General features: G+C 60.9%; 14 protein-coding genes. All 14 read left to right on the top strand.

The annotated features are described in order from the left end of the window. The first annotated feature begins 4 nt into the window (after window positions 1-4). The 14 genes from napE to KW062_RS08470 all read left to right on the top strand — a co-directional run bounded on the left by napE (window position 5) and on the right by KW062_RS08470 (window position 15,918). Entirely contained in the window at window positions 5-172 is a 168-nt protein-coding gene (gene napE / locus KW062_RS08405; RefSeq protein ID WP_105754348.1) for a periplasmic nitrate reductase, NapE protein, read from the top strand. Window positions 173-202: 30 nt separating this feature from the next. After that, complete coding sequence (locus tag KW062_RS08410; RefSeq protein WP_027620987.1) at window positions 203-469, top strand: chaperone NapD; 267 nt, start codon at window positions 203-205, stop codon at window positions 467-469. Beyond that, complete coding sequence (gene napA / locus KW062_RS08415) at window positions 460-2,964, top strand: nitrate reductase catalytic subunit NapA (protein WP_027620988.1); 2,505 nt, start codon at window positions 460-462, stop codon at window positions 2,962-2,964. The genes KW062_RS08410 and napA overlap by 10 nt, the downstream gene beginning before the upstream one ends. 23 nt (window positions 2,965-2,987) lie before the next feature. Beyond that, window positions 2,988-3,467: a nitrate reductase cytochrome c-type subunit gene (locus tag KW062_RS08420; protein WP_371321446.1), complete on the top strand. Its 480-nt coding sequence runs from the start codon at window positions 2,988-2,990 to the stop codon at window positions 3,465-3,467. Window positions 3,468-3,476: 9 nt separating this feature from the next. Continuing rightward, window positions 3,477-4,073: a cytochrome c3 family protein gene (locus KW062_RS08425; protein WP_027620990.1), complete on the top strand. Its 597-nt coding sequence runs from the start codon at window positions 3,477-3,479 to the stop codon at window positions 4,071-4,073. 203 nt (window positions 4,074-4,276) lie between these two features. Beyond that, window positions 4,277-5,017, top strand: coding sequence for a flagellar basal body rod protein FlgF (locus tag KW062_RS08430; protein ID WP_027620991.1), 741 nt, complete (start codon window positions 4,277-4,279; stop codon window positions 5,015-5,017). A 45-nt stretch (window positions 5,018-5,062) separates the two neighbouring features. Then, window positions 5,063-5,848, top strand: coding sequence for a flagellar basal-body rod protein FlgG (gene flgG / locus KW062_RS08435; RefSeq protein ID WP_027620992.1), 786 nt, complete (start codon window positions 5,063-5,065; stop codon window positions 5,846-5,848). A 52-nt stretch (window positions 5,849-5,900) separates the two neighbouring features. Continuing rightward, complete coding sequence (gene flgH / locus KW062_RS08440) at window positions 5,901-6,596, top strand: flagellar basal body L-ring protein FlgH (RefSeq protein WP_027620993.1); 696 nt, start codon at window positions 5,901-5,903, stop codon at window positions 6,594-6,596. A 15-nt stretch (window positions 6,597-6,611) separates the two neighbouring features. Then, window positions 6,612-7,721 (top strand): flagellar basal body P-ring protein FlgI, encoded by a 1,110-nt coding sequence (locus tag KW062_RS08445; protein ID WP_033866508.1) that lies wholly within the window; start codon window positions 6,612-6,614, stop codon window positions 7,719-7,721. Window positions 7,722-7,731: 10 nt separating this feature from the next. Beyond that, window positions 7,732-9,018, top strand: a complete 1,287-nt coding sequence (flgJ, locus tag KW062_RS08450) for a flagellar assembly peptidoglycan hydrolase FlgJ (RefSeq protein ID WP_105754349.1) — start codon at window positions 7,732-7,734, stop codon at window positions 9,016-9,018. Window positions 9,019-9,028: 10 nt separating this feature from the next. Next, window positions 9,029-11,071 carry a flagellar hook-associated protein FlgK gene (gene flgK / locus KW062_RS08455; RefSeq protein WP_105754350.1) on the top strand — a complete coding sequence of 681 codons (2,043 nt, stop codon included), beginning with the start codon at window positions 9,029-9,031 and terminating at the stop codon, window positions 11,069-11,071. A 14-nt stretch (window positions 11,072-11,085) separates the two neighbouring features. Then, window positions 11,086-12,663, top strand: coding sequence for a flagellar hook-associated protein 3 (locus tag KW062_RS08460; RefSeq protein WP_105754351.1), 1,578 nt, complete (start codon window positions 11,086-11,088; stop codon window positions 12,661-12,663). A gap of 366 nt (window positions 12,664-13,029) precedes the next feature. Next, window positions 13,030-13,956, top strand: coding sequence for a ketoacyl-ACP synthase III (locus tag KW062_RS08465; RefSeq protein WP_105754352.1), 927 nt, complete (start codon window positions 13,030-13,032; stop codon window positions 13,954-13,956). 252 nt (window positions 13,957-14,208) lie between these two features. Continuing rightward, the gene (locus KW062_RS08470) at window positions 14,209-15,918 is read left to right on the top strand and encodes a flagellin N-terminal helical domain-containing protein (protein WP_105754353.1); all 1,710 of its coding nucleotides are present in this window, start codon (window positions 14,209-14,211) and stop codon (window positions 15,916-15,918) included. The last annotated feature ends 63 nt before the right edge of the window (window positions 15,919-15,981 follow it).

The following is a 15,981-nucleotide window of genomic DNA, read 5'->3' on the forward strand; positions in this document are numbered from 1 at the left end:
GGCCATGTCTGGGGTCGACGACGGCGCGCAACGCTCGCGCAAAGAAACACGGTTGTTTCTATTCCTGGTGATCTTCCTGTTTCCGCTGTTATCGGTGGCGATAGTCGGCGGCTACGGCTTCTTTATCTGGTTCCTGCAAATGCTGTTCGGCCCTCCCGGGGCGCCTCACTGATTGCTTCTTAAACGGCAAGGAGCGTGAGTCATGGAACAGAACATTCATATCGCCAGTTTGATCGTGCTCGCCCGCCCCGAGTTGTTTGACGGGGTGAAAGCCAACCTGCGCTTGCTGCAGGGCGTCGAGCTGCATCAGGAAAGTCCCGAAGGCAAGTTGGTAGTGGTCCTGGAAATACCCGGTGAGTCGCACTTGCTGCAACGTATCGAGCAAATCAACCGCTTGCCCGGCGTGCTCAACGCCTCCCTCGTGTACCACGAAATTCTCGATGTCAGCGGAGAACACACATGCCCATGACCCGCCGTGAGTTCGTCAAGGCCCAGGCCGCCGGGATCGCTGCGGCTGCGGCCGGGCTGCCGGTGTTCACCTCGGCCAGCAACCTGATCACCGAACAGGACATGATCTCCCTGACCTGGAACAAGGCGCCGTGCCGGTTCTGCGGCACCGGTTGCAGCGTGATGGTCGCAACCAAGGACAACCGGGTGGTGGCGACCCACGGCGACGTCAAGGCCGAGGTCAATCGCGGGCTGAACTGCGTCAAGGGCTACTTCCTGTCGAAGATCATGTACGGCGTCGACCGCCTGACCCAGCCGCTGCTGCGCATGAGCAACGGTCAGTACGACAAGCAGGGCGAGTTCCAGCCGGTGTCCTGGACCCAGGCCTTCGACATCATGGAGTTGAAGTTCAAGGAGGCGCTGAAGAACAAGGGCGCGGATTCGATTGCGATGTTCGGCTCCGGACAGTGGACGGTGTGGGAGGGCTATGCCGCCAACAAGCTGATGAAGGCCGGCTTGCGCTGCAACAACATCGACCCGAATGCCCGGCATTGCATGGCCTCGGCGGTGATGGGCTTCATGCGCACTTTCGGCATCGACGAACCCATGGGGTGTTACGACGATATCGAAGCCACCGACACGTTCGTGTTGTGGGGCTCGAACATGGCGGAGATGCACCCGATCCTCTGGAGCCGGGTCACCGACCGCCGTTTGAGCCAGCCTGGGGTCAAGGTCGCGGTGCTGTCCACCTTCGAGCATCGCAGCTTTGATCTGGCCGATATTCCGATGGTGTTCAAGCCGCAGACCGACTTGCTGATCCTCAACTACATCGCCAACTACATCATTGAAAGCGGCTCGGTGAACCAGGAGTTCGTCAGCAAACACACCAAGTTCGCCAAAGGCGCCGACGACATCGGCTACGGCCTGCGCGGCGATAATCCGCTGGAGATCAAGGCGAAAAACGCAGCCAAGGCCAACACTTGGTCCGACATCGATTTCGAGCAATTCGCCGCGTTCGTCAAACCCTACACCCTGGAGCGCACCGCCAAGGAAACTGGAGTTCCGGCCGAACGCCTCAAGGCTCTGGCGCAGTTGTATGCGGACCCGAAACGCAAGGTGGTGTCGTTCTGGACCATGGGCTTCAACCAGCACACTCGCGGGGTCTGGGCCAACAACCTGATCTACAACATCCACCTGCTGACCGGCAAGATCAGCGAGCCTGGCAACAGTCCGTTCTCCCTGACCGGACAGCCATCGGCCTGTGGCACCGCGCGGGAAGTGGGGACCTTCTCCCATCGCCTGCCGGCAGACATGGTGGTGACCAATCCGAAGCACCGGGCCAAGGCCGAAGAGATCTGGAAGCTGCCCGCTGGCACCATCAATGAAAAGGTCGGTTTTCATGCGGTGCAGCAGAGCCGCATGCTCAAGGATGGCGTGCTCAACGTGTACTGGACCATGGCCAGCAACAACATGCAGGCCGGTCCGAACCTGATGCAGGAAACCTTGCCTGGCTGGCGGAATCCGCAAAACTTCGTGATTGTTTCCGACGTCTATCCGACGGTTTCCGCACAGGCCGCCGACCTGATTCTGCCGACGGCGATGTGGGTCGAGAAGGAGGGCGCCTACGGCAACGCCGAGCGCCGCACCCAGTTCTGGCACCAGTTGGTGACCGCGCCGGGGGATGCCAAATCCGATCTGTGGCAACTGGTGGAATTTTCCAAGCGCTTCACCACTGACGAAGTGTGGCCCGCCGAGCTGCTGGCCAGTGCCCCGCAATACAAGGGCAAGACCCTATTCGAGGTGCTGTTCAAGAATGGCAATGTCGACCAGTTCCCCAACGAGCAACTGAACGCCGACTTCCAGAACCACGAAGCCAAGGACTTCGGCTTCTACCTGCAAAAAGGCCTGTTCGAGGAATACGCGCAATTCGGTCGCGGTCACGGCCATGACCTCGCGCCCTTCGATCTGTACCACAGCGAACGCGGCCTGCGCTGGCCAGTGGTGGATGGCAAGGAAACCCGCTGGCGCTTTCGCGAGGGCTACGACCCTTACGTGGAGAAGGGCAGCGGTGTGCAGTTCTACGGCTACCCGGACAAGAAAGCGATCATCTTTGCCCTGCCGTACGAGCCGCCGGCCGAAGCGCCGGACAAGGACTTCCCGTTCTGGCTGAGCACCGGTCGGGTGCTCGAGCACTGGCACACCGGCAGCATGACCCAGCGCGTCGAAGAACTGTACAAGGCGGTGCCCGATGCCCTGGTCTACATGCACCCGGCTGATGCCAAGGCGCTGAATGCGCGGCGCGGCAGTGAGGTGAAGATCATCAGTCGGCGCGGTGAAATGCGTGCGAGGATCGAAACCCGTGGCCGCAACAAGCCGCCGGAAGGGCTGGTGTTCGTGCCGTTCTTCGATGCCAACAAGCTGATCAACAAAGTCACGCTGGATGCCACCGACCCGATCTCCAAGCAGACGGATTACAAGAAGTGCGCAGTGCGCATCGAACTGATCAAGACGGCCTGAGGAGCGCTTTGATGAACAATCCCATGCTGTCCTTGCTCGCCGCGTTGCTGATCTGGACGCCGCTGGCCTTTGCCGCAGAGCCGGGATATCCACTGGATGCGCCAGCTCCGGATGGGCGCCGCGCTGGTGGCACCCTGACTCAGGACATGCCCGCGCCACCGCTGGCCGAGGATGAGAACAAGGACCTCAAGCGCGAGCGTAATTATCCCGAGCAACCGCCGACCATTCCCCACAGCATTCGCGGTTATCACATCGATACCAACAGCAATAAGTGCCTGACCTGTCACAGCCGCGCCAACAGCGCACGGACCCAGGCGCCAATGATCAGCATCACCCACTACATGGATCGCGACGGTCAGCCGCTGGCGGCAGTATCACCGCGCCGTTACTTCTGCGTGCAGTGCCATGTACCGCAAAAAGACGTCAAGCCTCTGGTCGAAAGCAGCTTCAAGAACATCGACCAGGTGCTGCAGGACGAAATCACCGACAAGCAGAAGCCCTGAGGAGCGGACATGAAGTCATTGCTGGCGCTGCTCAAGGATTACTGGCAGGTCTTGCGTCGACCCAGTGTGCATTACAGCCTGGGCTTTCTGACCCTCGGCGGGTTTATTGCCGGGGTGATTTTCTGGGGCGGTTTCAACACCGCGCTGGAGGCGACCAACACCGAAAAGTTCTGCATTTCCTGTCACGAGATGCGCGACAACGTTTACGTCGAGTTGCAGGACACCATCCACTACACCAACCGCTCCGGTGTGCGCGCGACCTGCCCGGATTGTCATGTGCCGCACGAATGGACCCACAAGATCGCACGCAAGATGCAGGCGTCGAAGGAAGTCTGGGGCAAGATCTTCGGCACCATCAGCACCCGCGACAAGTTCCTCGGCATGCGCCGCGAACTGGCCGAGCACGAGTGGGCGCGGCTCAAGGCCAATGACTCGCGGGAGTGCCGCAACTGCCACAACTTCGAGTTCATGGATTTCACCCGCCAGAGCAAGCGTGCCTCGAGCATGCACTCCACCTCGCTGGCCAGCGGCGAGGCCACCTGTATCGATTGCCACAAGGGCATTGCCCACAAACTGCCGGACATGAGCGGGGTCAAGGGCTGGTAGTCACGCACTGCGCCGGTTTGCCGTAAAGCGGCAGCGGCGCGCCGGTTTTTCGTCTTCGTCACCGCGCCTGTTCTTCCCCTGAACGCCGCCAAGTCCTGTGTTTGCAGGACTTGGCGCGGCTGCGCGCAAGTTGGTCTGCAAATTGCTAAAGCCAGTGCAGTACAGCAGTGGGCGGCAATCGTCCGGCATGCAGAGGAGCGACTGTGGACAAGTACCTATATGTGGCCATGACCGGCGCCAGCCAGAACGCGGCGGCGCAAAAGGCCCATGCCAACAACCTGGCGAACATCTCCACCAATGGCTTCCAGAAAGACCTGGAGCAGGCGCGCTCGATGCCGGTGTTTGGCGACAGCTTTCCGGCGCGGGCCTTCGCGATGTCCGAGCGTCCCGGCACCGATTTCAGCCCTGGCTCGCTGGTGGAAACCGGGCGTGACCTCGACGTCGCGGTCAGCGGCAATGGCTGGATCGCCGTGCAAAGTCCCGACGGCAAGGAAAGCTATGTGCGCACCGGCAGCCTGAATGTCGACGCCCTTGGCGTTCTGCGCGCCGGCAACGGCATGCCGGTCATGGGCAATGGTGGGCCGATTGCCGTGCCGCCGGAGCAGAAAATCGAAGTCGGCCAGGACGGCACCATCAGCATCCGCGCCATGGGCGAAGGCCCGCGCGTGATGGCCGAAGTTGACCGCATCAAGCTGGTCAACCCGGACCTGAAGAATATGACCAAGGGCCTCGACGGTTCGATCCACACCAAGGACGGCCAGCCGGCACCGGCTGACGCCAACGTGCAACTGGTCTCCGGCTTCCTCGAGTCGAGCAACGTCAACGCGGTGGAAGAGATGACCTCGGTGCTGGCCCTGGCCAAGCAGTTCGAGCTGCACGTGAAGATGATGAACACCGCCAAAGAAGACGACCAGGCCATGGCTCGGGTCTTGCAGATCAGCTAATTATCAGAACGTCGCGCCGTAAAACAGGCGCACGAGGAGAATCGAATGCTTCCGGCTCTTTGGGTTGCCAAAACAGGTCTGTCCGCCCAGGACACCAACCTGACCACCATTTCCAACAACCTGGCTAACGTCTCGACCACGGGTTTCAAACGTGACCGTGCCGAGTTCCAGGACCTGCTGTACCAGATCAAGCGCCAGCCAGGTGCCCAGTCGACCCAGGACAGCGAGCTGCCGTCGGGCCTGCAACTGGGTACCGGTGTGCGCATCGTCGGCACCCAGAAGAACTTCACCGCCGGCAGCCTGCAGACCACTGAGCAGCCGCTGGACATGGCCATCGACGGCCGTGGTTTCTTCCAGGTGCTGCAGCCGGATGGCACCACTTCCTACACCCGTGACGGCACCTTTCACCTGGACTCCAATGGCCAGATCGTGACGGCCAGCGGCTATGCCCTGGAACCGGCGATTGTCATCCCTGCCGAAGCTCAGACCTTTACCGTAGGCCGTGACGGCACCGTGTCGATCACCATCGCCGGCAACCCGGCCGCCCAGGTGATCGGCAACCTGCAGACCGCCGACTTCATCAACCCGGCCGGCCTGCAAGCCACCGGCAACAACCTGTTCCTGGAAACCGCCGCCAGTGGCGCGCCGCAGATCGGCACCCCGGGCCTTAACGGTTTCGGCACCACCCTGCAGAGCACCCTGGAGACCTCCAACGTGAGCACGGTCGAGGAGATGGTCAACATGATCACTACCCAGCGCGCCTACGAAATGAACTCCAAGGTGATCTCCACCGCCGACCAGATGCTCTCGTTCGTCACGCAGAATCTGTAATCAAGTCTATGGGGCGACCTGAGGTCGCCTGCAATACCGTGAGGTTAGGGTCATGAATCGCTTTGTATCTGTTCTCGCATTGAGTGGGATCGCCGCGCTGGCGGGCTGCGTCGGGCCGACGCCGAAACCCAATGACCCTTACTATGCCCCAGTGTTGCCACGCACGCCGTTGCCGGCCGCCGCCAACAACGGTTCGATCTACCAGGCCGGTTTCGAGCAGAACCTGTACAGCGACCGCAAGGCGTTCCGGGTCGGTGACATCATCACCATCACCCTGAATGAAAAAACCCAGGCCAGCAAAAACGCCAACTCGCAGGTGGGCAAAACCAGCAAGGCCGACATCGGCCTGACCTCGCTGTTCGGCAGCGTACCCAACACCAACAACCCGTTCGGTAGCGGCGACCTGAGCCTGGAAGCCGGCTACAGCGGCGATCGTGCGACCAAGGGCGACGCCAAGGCCGGGCAGGGCAACAGCCTGACCGGTTCAATCACTGTGACCGTGGCCGACGTGTTGCCCAACGGCATCATTGCCGTGCGTGGCGAGAAGTGGATGACCCTCAACACCGGCGACGAACTGGTGCGGATTGCCGGACTGGTGCGCGCCGACGATATTTCCACCGACAACACCGTGTCCTCGACCCGGGTTGCCGATGCACGCATCACCTACTCGGGGACCGGCTCCTTTGCCGATGCCAGCCAGCCCGGCTGGTTCGACCGTTTCTTCCTCAGCCCGCTGTTCCCTTTCTAGGTGATGACTATCCCCATGCTGAATTTCAAGCACCTGATGGCGGCCGTGTTATTGCTGTCCACCTCCCTCGGCGCGCAGGCCGAGCGACTGAAGGACATCGCCAGTATTTCAGGCGTGCGTTCCAACCAATTGATCGGCTACGGCCTGGTGGTCGGCCTCAACGGCACGGGTGACCAGACTACCCAGACCCCGTTCACCCTGCAGACTTTCAACAACATGCTCTCGCAGTTCGGCATCAAGGTGCCGCCGGGTTCGGGCAACGTGCAGTTGAAGAACGTCGCCGCAGTCTCGATCAGTGCCGACCTGCCGGCGTTCGCCAAGCCGGGTCAGCAGGTCGACATCACCGTGTCCTCCATCGGTAACTCCAAGAGCCTGCGCGGCGGCACCCTGTTGCTGACCCCGCTCAAGGGTATCGACGGCAACGTCTACGCGGTCGCCCAGGGCAACCTGGTGGTGGGCGGTTTCGACGCCGAAGGTCGCGATGGCTCGAAGATCACCGTCAACGTGCCCTCGGCCGGACGTATCCCCGGCGGCGCTTCGGTGGAGCGTGCGGTGCCGAGCGGTTTCAACCAGGGCAACAGCCTGACCCTGAACCTCAATCGATCCGACTTCACCACCGCCAAGCGTATCGTCGACAAGATCAACAACATGCTCGGCCCCGGCGTGGCCCAGGCCATCGATGGCGGCTCGATCCGGGTCACTGCGCCGCTGGATCCGAGCCAGCGCGTCGACTACCTGTCGGTCCTGGAAAACCTCGAAATCGATCCGGGCCAGGCGGTGGCCAAGGTCATCATCAACTCGCGCACCGGCACCATCGTCATCGGCCAGAACGTCAAGGTCTCGCCGGCGGCAGTGACCCACGGCAGCCTGACCGTGACCATCACCGAAGACCCGATCGTCAGCCAGCCGGGGGCTTTCTCCAACGGCCAGACGGCGGTGGTCCCGCGCTCCAACGTCAACGCGCAGCAGGAAGCCAAGCCGATGTTCAAGTTCGGCCCGGGCACTACGCTGGACGAGATCGTGCGTGCGGTGAACCAGGTCGGCGCGGCACCGGGTGACCTGATGGCGATCCTCGAAGCCCTGAAACAGGCCGGCGCCCTGCAAGCCGACCTGATCGTGATTTGAGGTAGCGGCCATGGACATGCGCAAGAGCGGGCTGGTCAGCAGCAGCGATTCGGGATCCTACTCGGACCTCAATCGGCTTAACCAGCTCAAGGTCGGCGACAAGAACAGCGACGGCAACATGCGCAAGGTGGCGCAGGAATTCGAGTCGCTGTTCCTCAACGAGATGCTCAAGTCGATGCGCTCGGCCACCGAAGCCCTGGGCCAGGACAACCCGCTGAACACCGCGGCGGCCAAGCAGTACCAGGAAATGTACGACCAGCAACTGGCGGTCTCGATGTCCCGCGAGGGCGGCGGCATCGGTCTGGCCGATGTGCTGATGCGCCAGATGTCGAAGAACAAACCGCTGGCCCCGGGCGAGGCAGCCGAGTTGTCGGCGGCCAAGCAGGAAGCGGCCAAGGCCGCGGTGCAGACCCCGATTGCCGCCGGCACTACGGCTACCGATGGGCCGCTGTCGCGCCTCAACGGGCAGCGTCCATTGTGGGCTTCGCGTTCGATCCACGCGCCGCAAGGGGCAGGTGAGGGCGGCGGGCACAGCAACGACATGGCGCTGATCAACCAGCGCCGCCTGGCCTTGCCGCCGAAGCTGGCGGACCGTCTGCTGGCCGGGCTGGTGCCGTCGGCCTCTGGGGCTGCCGCAAGCAACGCCAACACCACGTTGCCGACCCGCGCCACCACCGAAGGCAACGCGCTGGTGAAAGGCGATTGGCTGCCGGCGCAAAGTTATTCCGCCGAACGCGGTCGCCTGCAGGTCTACGGTCGGGCCATTGCCCAGCCACCACTGGCGCCAGCGAAAAAATCCTTCAGCTCGCCGAGCGAATTCATCGACACCATGCTGCCGATGGCCAAGCAGGCTGCTGATCGCATCGGCGTCGATCCGCGTTATTTGGTGGCCCAGGCCGCGCTGGAAACCGGCTACGGCAAATCGGTCATGCGCCAGGCCGACGGCAACAGCAGCCACAACCTGTTCGGGATCAAGACCGGCAGCACCTGGAAGGGTGCCCAGGCGCGGGCGATCACCAGCGAATTCCGCAACGGCGCGATGGTCAAGGAGACGGCCGAGTTCCGTTCCTATGCCTCCTACCAGGACAGCTTCCACGACCTGGTGACCTTGTTGCAGAGCAACAATCGCTATCAAGAAGTGCTGAAGTCGGCCGATAACCCGGAACAGTTTGTACGCGAGTTGCAAAAGGCCGGGTACGCCACCGACCCGAACTACGCCAGCAAGATTTCGCAGATTGCCAAACAAATGAAGAGTTACGAGAACTACGCCGCGGCGAGTTCTCCCATGCATTTATAAGGTCTGAAACATGAGCTTGATCAATATCGGGATGTCGGGTCTGAATGCGAGTCAGGCTGCGTTGGCCACCGTCGGCAATAACATTGCCAACGCCAACGCCGCGGGTTACTCGCGTCAACAAATCGTCCAGGGTACTGCAGGCTCGCAGCAGGTCGGCGGCGTGTTCATCGGTAGCGGCACCACCCTGGCCGATGTGCGCCGGGTGTACAACGCCTACGTCGACGCGCAGTTGCAGACCACCACTTCGCTCAATGGCGATGCCCAGGCCTATCTCGATCAGGTCAGCTCGGTCGACAAGCTGCTCTCGGACAAAAACACCGGTGTCTCGGCCGCGCTCGGCAGCTTCTTCGCCTCGCTGCAAACCGCTGCCGGCAACCCGAGCGATACCTCGGCGCGGCAATTGCTGCTGACCAACGCACAGACCTTGAGCAACCGCTTCAACTCGATCTCCAGCCAGCTCACGCAGCAGAACGAAGGCATCAACAGTCAGTTGAGCACCTTGACCTCGATGGTCAATCAGCACACCGCGACCATTGCCTCGCTGAACCAGCAGATCACTCAGTACGGCAAGTCCGGCAGCACCCCGAACAACCTGCTGGACGCCCGTAACGAAGCGGTGCGTTCGCTGAATGAGCTGGTCGGGGTCAAGGTCCAGGAGCACGACGGGGTCTACGACATCAGCCTCGGTACCGGCCAGTCGCTGGTGCTGGGCAACACCGCCAGCACCCTCACGGCGGTGCCGGGCAAGACCGACAAGAGTCAGTTCAGCCTGCAGATCGATTACCCGCAGTCGAGCATCGAAGTGACCTCGGTGATCACCGGCGGCAAGATGGGTGGCCTGCTGCGTTATCGCGACGACGTGCTGGCGCCGGCCATCAACGACCTGGGACGCACCGCGCTGGTGGTCTCCGACGCGATCAACAAGCAGTTGGGGCAGGGCCTGGATGCCAGCGGCGAGTTTGGTTCGTCGCTGTTCAACAACATCAACAGCGCCCAGGCCATCAGCCAACGCAGCCTGGCCACTTCGGGCAACAGCGCCGGCTCCGGCAACCTTGATGTGACCATCGGCGACAGCAGCAAGCTGACCACCTACGACTACCAGGTGACGTTCAGCAGCGACAAGAGCTACACGGTCAAGCGCTCCGATGGCACCACCCTGGGCCCGTTCGATGTGACCAAGAATCCGCCGGACATGATCGACGGCTTCAGTCTCAAGCTCAACGGCGGTGGCCTGAGTGCCGGCGACAGCTTCAAGGTCAGCCCGACCCGCACCGGTGCCAGCGACATGGCGGTGCAGTTGAAAGACCCGAACAAGCTGGCGTTCGCCGCACCCTTGGTGGCGGACAAGGGCAGCTCCAACAGTGGTTCGGGCGTATTGAGCGCGCCGAACCTGTCGTCGATGCTGGACATTTATGGTGGTGCCGACCTGAGCCAGTTGCAGGGCCAGATTGAGGGCGCGATGCCGGTGCGCATCGCGTTTGACGCAGCCAAGGACGGTACCCAGACCTATCGGGTGCTGAACGAGGCGGGCGACGAAATCGGCACCGGCAGCATTGTTCCGGGTCAGTCCAACAAGGTCACGATCAACGTGCCGGTGCTGGATGCCGCCGGCAATCCGGTGAAGAACCCTGATGGCAGCAACAAGACCATCGGCTTCGACACCACCATCAGCGGCTCGCCGGGCAAGGGCGACAGTTTTGATATCAAGTTCAACAAGGACGGTAAGGCCGACAACCGCAACGCCAACGAACTGCTGGCCCTGCAAAACAAGGCCACCGTCGGCGTCAGCGGCGCCAGTGCCGGGATGAGCATGGGCGGCGCCTACAGCCACCTGGTGTCCACGGTCGGCGGCAAGGCCAGCCAGGCCAGCGTCGATGGCACCGCCAACAGCGCCGCGCTGGAGTATGCCAAATCCAGTCGCAGTTCGGTGTCCCAGGTCAACCTCGATGAAGAGGCCAGCGACCTGGTCAAGTTCCAGCAGTACTACACCGCGTCGTCGCAGATCATCAAGGTCGCGCAAGACACATTCACGACACTGATCAACAGTCTTTAAGGGAGTCATCGACGATGCGTATCTCCACGGCCCAGTTCTTTGAGACCAGTACTGCCAAGTACCAGAACAACTTCTCGTCGGTGGTCAAGACTCAGGATCAGATCGACTCAGGCGTACGTGTCCAGACGGCGGCGGATGATCCTGTCGGCGCGGCCCGCCTGCTGCAGCTGCAGCAGCAGAAAGACACCCTGCTGCAGTACGCGGGCAACATGAACAGCATCAAGTCGGCCCTGACCAATCAGGAAAGTGTGCTCGACAGCATCAACACCGCCTTGCAGAAGGTCAGTGAGTTGGCCATTCAGTCCGGTGGCGGAGTGATCAGCGACGCCGATCGCAAATCCATCGCCGACGAGCTGGGCAATATCGAGGAGCAGGTGTTCAGCCTGCTCAACAGCAAGGACGAGTCCGGCAATTACCTGTTTTCCGGCTCCAAGACCGACGTTGCGCCTTATGTGCGCAACAACGACGGCACCTACACCTACCAGGGCGATGACACGCAACTCAACCTGAAGATATCCGACACCCTGAGCATGGCCTCCAGTGACACCGCCAAGAGCATCATGGAAGGTGCGCTGAATACCGGGCGTACCCAGGCCACGCTGCAGCCGCCGTCGGTGAATGACGGCAAGGTCACGGTCTCGGACGGCCTGATCACCTCCAATCAGACTTACAACAAAAGCTTTGCCGACGGCCAACCGTACAGCCTGGAGTTCACCAGCAGCACTCAGTACATCCTCAAGGATGCCACCGGCAAGGACGTGACCTCGGAAGTGCCCGGCAATGGCACCTTTGACGCCAGCAAGGAGGGCGCCCACAGCGTCAGCCTGCGCGGGGTCAAGTTCGACATCAGCCTGAACCTCGATGATGTGGCTGCGGCGGACCGGGACGCTGCGGTGGCGGGCAAGGTCTTCACCCTCGAAGCCAAGCCCGACAGCTTCAACGCGTCGCGCACGCCGAGCAATCCTTCGACGGCGCAAATCACCGGCTCCAGCGTGGTCGATGCCAAGGCCTACGGCGATAGCTTCCCGAGCAACGGTGCGGTGATCAAATTCATCAGCGACACCGACTATGAAATCTACTCCCAGCCGTTGACCGGCAACAGCAAGGCGATCAGCAAGGGCAGCCTGAGTGCCGCTGGCGACTCGCTGACCGCTGCCGGGGTCAAGTTCGACTTCAATGGAGCGGTCAAGTCTGGTGATCAGTTTGTCATCGGCGCCAACAACCACCAGACCCAAAGCGCGCTGGATACCATTAGCCAGTTGCGCGAGGCCCTGGCCATGCCGAGCGATGGCGACCTGGTTGCCCAGCAGAAGCAGAAGAACGCGATCAACTCGGCCATTGGCAACCTGCAGAACGCCAGTGCCGGGATTGATAACGCACGGGGCTCGATCGGCGCCCGGCTGAAGACCATCGATATCCAGGCCAACGAAAACATCAGCCTGGGCCTGGCCAACGACTCGACTACTTCGGCCATTGGCAACACCGACATGGCCAGCGCCTCGATCCAGCTGGCGTTTCAGAAAGCTATGCTTGAAGCCTCGCAATTGGCATTTGTGAAGATTTCCCAGTTGACCCTGTTCAACAAGCTCTGATCCCGCCTCAATACCGGTCGGCACTGTGCGCAGTGACGGCCGGTCATCCTTGCCGCACTGTTCCTTTCCGGTCTTCAAGTCCCTCAGCCGACACAAGTTTTTCGGCGGCATTCGGCCGTCTGCAGCTTTCCCGTCCGGCAACTGTTTTGCCCATTGCCCACAAAATAGAGTGACCTATGAGTCATAAAGGGCATCTTCACTGTATCGTGTGAAACGAGTGGGACGGGTGCCCGGTAGTTGCTGGGTTGATTTTCATGGATTCGGCACCCGTGTCTGGCGTCTGTTTCGGCGTCGGACCCCTTTGTTATCAGTGCCTCTCGATCGTGCGAGCGGTGATCTCCAGTTATTCTGTTTTGGGAAGCCACAATGATTGGCATAAAAAGCATCGCCAGTTTCGTGCCAGTGAACGGGCTTGATAACTACGCGCAGGGCGCAAAATTCGCCAAGGATGAAGAATTCATTCTGGGCAAGATTGGCTCGGCGTTTCTGCCGCGCATGGATGCTGGCCAGGAAACTTCCGATCTGTGCGTCGAGGCGGCCAACGCCTTGTTCGCCAGCAACCCGCAACTCGACCGCCAGGCCATCGATGTACTGATCGTGGTCACGCAGAATGGCGACGAGGAGGGCTTGCCCCACACCTCCGCCATTGTTCAGGACAAGCTCGGCCTGTCGACTCGCGTCGCCGCGTTCGACGTCTCCCTGGGTTGCTCCGGTTACGTCTACGGCCTGTACGCGATCAAGGGCTTCATGGAAGCCGCAGGCTTGAAGAACGGCCTGCTGATCACCGCCGATCCGTACTCGAAGATCGTCGACCCGGAAGACCGCAACACCACCATGCTCTTCGGTGATGCGGCCACCGCCACCTGGATGGGCGAAGACGCTGCCTGGCAACTGGGCAAGGCCAAGTTCGGCACCGACGGTTCCGGCGCACCGCACCTGAAAGTCAGCGACGGCGTGTTCTTCATGAATGGTCGCCAGGTGTTCAACTTTGCCCTGCTCAAAGTGCCGGCGCATTTGCACGAACTGCTGAGCGACTCGGACCTCAAGTCCGAAGACATTGACGCCTTCTGCATTCACCAAGGCAGCGCGGCCATTGTCGACGCCGTGGCTCGGCGCTTCGAAGGCGAGCCGGAGAAGTTCATCAAGGACATGGTCGAGACCGGCAACACCGTGTCGTCGAGCATTCCGCTGCTGCTGGAAAAGCACATGTTCGCCTCCAGCTGGAGGCGGGTGGCGATCAGCGGGTTTGGTGTAGGCCTGTCCTGGGGTTCGGCGATTCTCCATCGTCCTTGATCCTCTACTGCACCGGCCTCAAGGCAAAGCGCCCGGGAGTGAAAACTCTCGGGCGCTTTGCATTTTATTGACGTCAGTTTTCTGCCTGTAAACCCTTGAAATCAAAGGGCTGGCACCCTGCCACCAAAAATTTGCAAAAAACCCCTCAAGCAAAGTGCTTTCACGACGATAACTATTACGAAGGTTCTCTAGGCCACACCCGGCGGTTGCCAGGGCCGGAAGCCGCAGCACCCAACCAACGAGGAATTCGTCATGGCTTTATCTGTAAACACCAACATCACCTCCCTGGGCGTTCAGAAAAACCTGAACAAGGCTTCCGACGCTTTGAGCAACTCGATGAACCGTCTGTCCTCGGGCCTGAAAATCAACAGCGCCAAGGACGACGCCGCTGGCATGCAGATCGCCAACCGTCTGGGCAACCAGGTTAAAGGTCTGAACGTTGCCATCGCCAACGCCAACAACGGCGTGTCGATCGCACAGACCGCTGAAGGCGCCATGCAAGAATCCACCAACACCCTGCAGCGTCTGCGTGAGCTGGCTTTGCAGTCTGCGAACGGTGATAAAAGCGACGCTGACCGTGTGTCCCTGCAGCAGGAATTCACCGCGAAAGTCGGCGAACTGACCCGTATCGCCAACACCACCACTTTCGGTGGTCGTAACCTGCTGGACGGTTCGTTCAGCAACATCGCCTTCCAGATCGGCGCCAACGCCAACGAAACCATCTCGTTCGGCATGACCGACATCAGCGCTACCGCTCTGAAAGGCGAGTACAGCGAAGCCACTGTAAACGGCAAGGCGATGGCTGGTCTGACTGCTACCGCTACTGGTTCGGTATTGGGTGGTTCGACCGGTACTGGTACAGCTGTAGCGGCCCTGAACGTTGCTGCTGCAGGTACTGGTTTGGCTGCAGCAGCTTCGATTACTGTTAACGGCACCAAGGTAGACTTCGCATCCGGCGACCTGGGTGATGATGTTGCTCAAAAGCTGAATGATGCGGGCATTTCTGGTGTGACTGCGTCCTGGGACGATGCCACCGACCAACTGACCATCAATTCGACTTCCACTCTGGAAGTTACCGGTGCAGCGGCTGACCTCACGGCTGTAGGTATGACCGCCATTGCTGCTGGTGGCAAAATTCCTTCCGCCGTCAGCGACGGCACCACCTTGCTGGGGCAAGGCGGCACCGTCAATGTCAACGGCAAAGACGTGACCTGGGCTGCTGGCGCGGACATTGATAGCGTTCTGGGCGACATCGACGCAATTACTGGTATCGGCAGCGCCACCATCGGCAAAGACGGTCGCATCCAGGTGACCTCGGAAGACGGCAACGACGTTGTCCTGAAAAACGTCAGCAGCGGCGCGCTGTCGACTCTGGGTCTGACCTCGGGTACTTCGCAAGCCAAGCTGGGTTCCGACACTTCGATCAGCTTGAACGGCGTTGAAGTCAAGTTCAAGAAAGGTGACACCACTGATGCGATCGTTTCCTCGATCAACAGTGCAAGCACCGGCGTAACTGCCAGCAAGAACTCGGACGGCACCCTGGGCCTGTTCTCCAAGAAAGACATCGTCATCGCCGACGGCAGCGCTGGCACCGGCCTGACCGCTCTGGGTCTGACTTCCGGTACTACTTCTTCCACCACCCTGGAAACCACCGTTTCCAACCTGAGCATCCTCAGTGCTGCCAGCTCGCAGCAAGCGATCCAGGCACTGGACGGCGCCATGCAGCAGATCGACAGCCAGCGTTCGCAGCTGGGTGCGGTGCAAAACCGTTTCGCCAGCACCGTGGCCAACCTGCAGAGCATTTCGCAGAACTCCACTGCCTCCAAAGGTCGTGTAGAAGACGCCGACTTCGCTTCCGAAGCCGCTGAACTGACCAAGCAACAAACCCTGCAACAGGCTTCCACTGCGATCCTGTCCCAGGCTAACCAACTGCCATCCGCTGTACTGAAGCTGCTTCAGTAACATCGGCCGCGGTTAACTAACGGAAGGGCGCGTACGTGCCCTTCCGTTTTTTCGGTTATGAGG

Source organism: Pseudomonas fluorescens, assembly GCF_019212185.1.
Lineage (GTDB): Bacteria > Pseudomonadota > Gammaproteobacteria > Pseudomonadales > Pseudomonadaceae > Aquipseudomonas.

Bases quoted from the DNA above. Each gene is read 5' to 3' on its own strand.
- flgH (WP_027620993.1), top strand. From the start codon at position 5,901: ATGAATCGCTTTGTATCTGTTCTCGCATTGAGTGGGATCGCCGCGCTG.
- KW062_RS08470 (WP_105754353.1), top strand. From the start codon at position 14,209: ATGGCTTTATCTGTAAACACCAACATCACCTCCCTGGGCGTTCAGAAA.
- KW062_RS08410 (WP_027620987.1), top strand. From the start codon at position 203: ATGGAACAGAACATTCATATCGCCAGTTTGATCGTGCTCGCCCGCCCC.
- KW062_RS08445 (WP_033866508.1), top strand. From the start codon at position 6,612: ATGCTGAATTTCAAGCACCTGATGGCGGCCGTGTTATTGCTGTCCACC.
- flgK (WP_105754350.1), top strand. From the start codon at position 9,029: ATGAGCTTGATCAATATCGGGATGTCGGGTCTGAATGCGAGTCAGGCT.
- napE (WP_105754348.1), top strand. From the start codon at position 5: ATGTCTGGGGTCGACGACGGCGCGCAACGCTCGCGCAAAGAAACACGG.
- KW062_RS08425 (WP_027620990.1), top strand. From the start codon at position 3,477: ATGAAGTCATTGCTGGCGCTGCTCAAGGATTACTGGCAGGTCTTGCGT.
- KW062_RS08465 (WP_105754352.1), top strand. From the start codon at position 13,030: ATGATTGGCATAAAAAGCATCGCCAGTTTCGTGCCAGTGAACGGGCTT.
- flgJ (WP_105754349.1), top strand. From the start codon at position 7,732: ATGGACATGCGCAAGAGCGGGCTGGTCAGCAGCAGCGATTCGGGATCC.
- napA (WP_027620988.1), top strand. From the start codon at position 460: ATGCCCATGACCCGCCGTGAGTTCGTCAAGGCCCAGGCCGCCGGGATC.
- flgG (WP_027620992.1), top strand. From the start codon at position 5,063: ATGCTTCCGGCTCTTTGGGTTGCCAAAACAGGTCTGTCCGCCCAGGAC.
- KW062_RS08420 (WP_371321446.1), top strand. From the start codon at position 2,988: ATGCTGTCCTTGCTCGCCGCGTTGCTGATCTGGACGCCGCTGGCCTTT.
- KW062_RS08460 (WP_105754351.1), top strand. From the start codon at position 11,086: ATGCGTATCTCCACGGCCCAGTTCTTTGAGACCAGTACTGCCAAGTAC.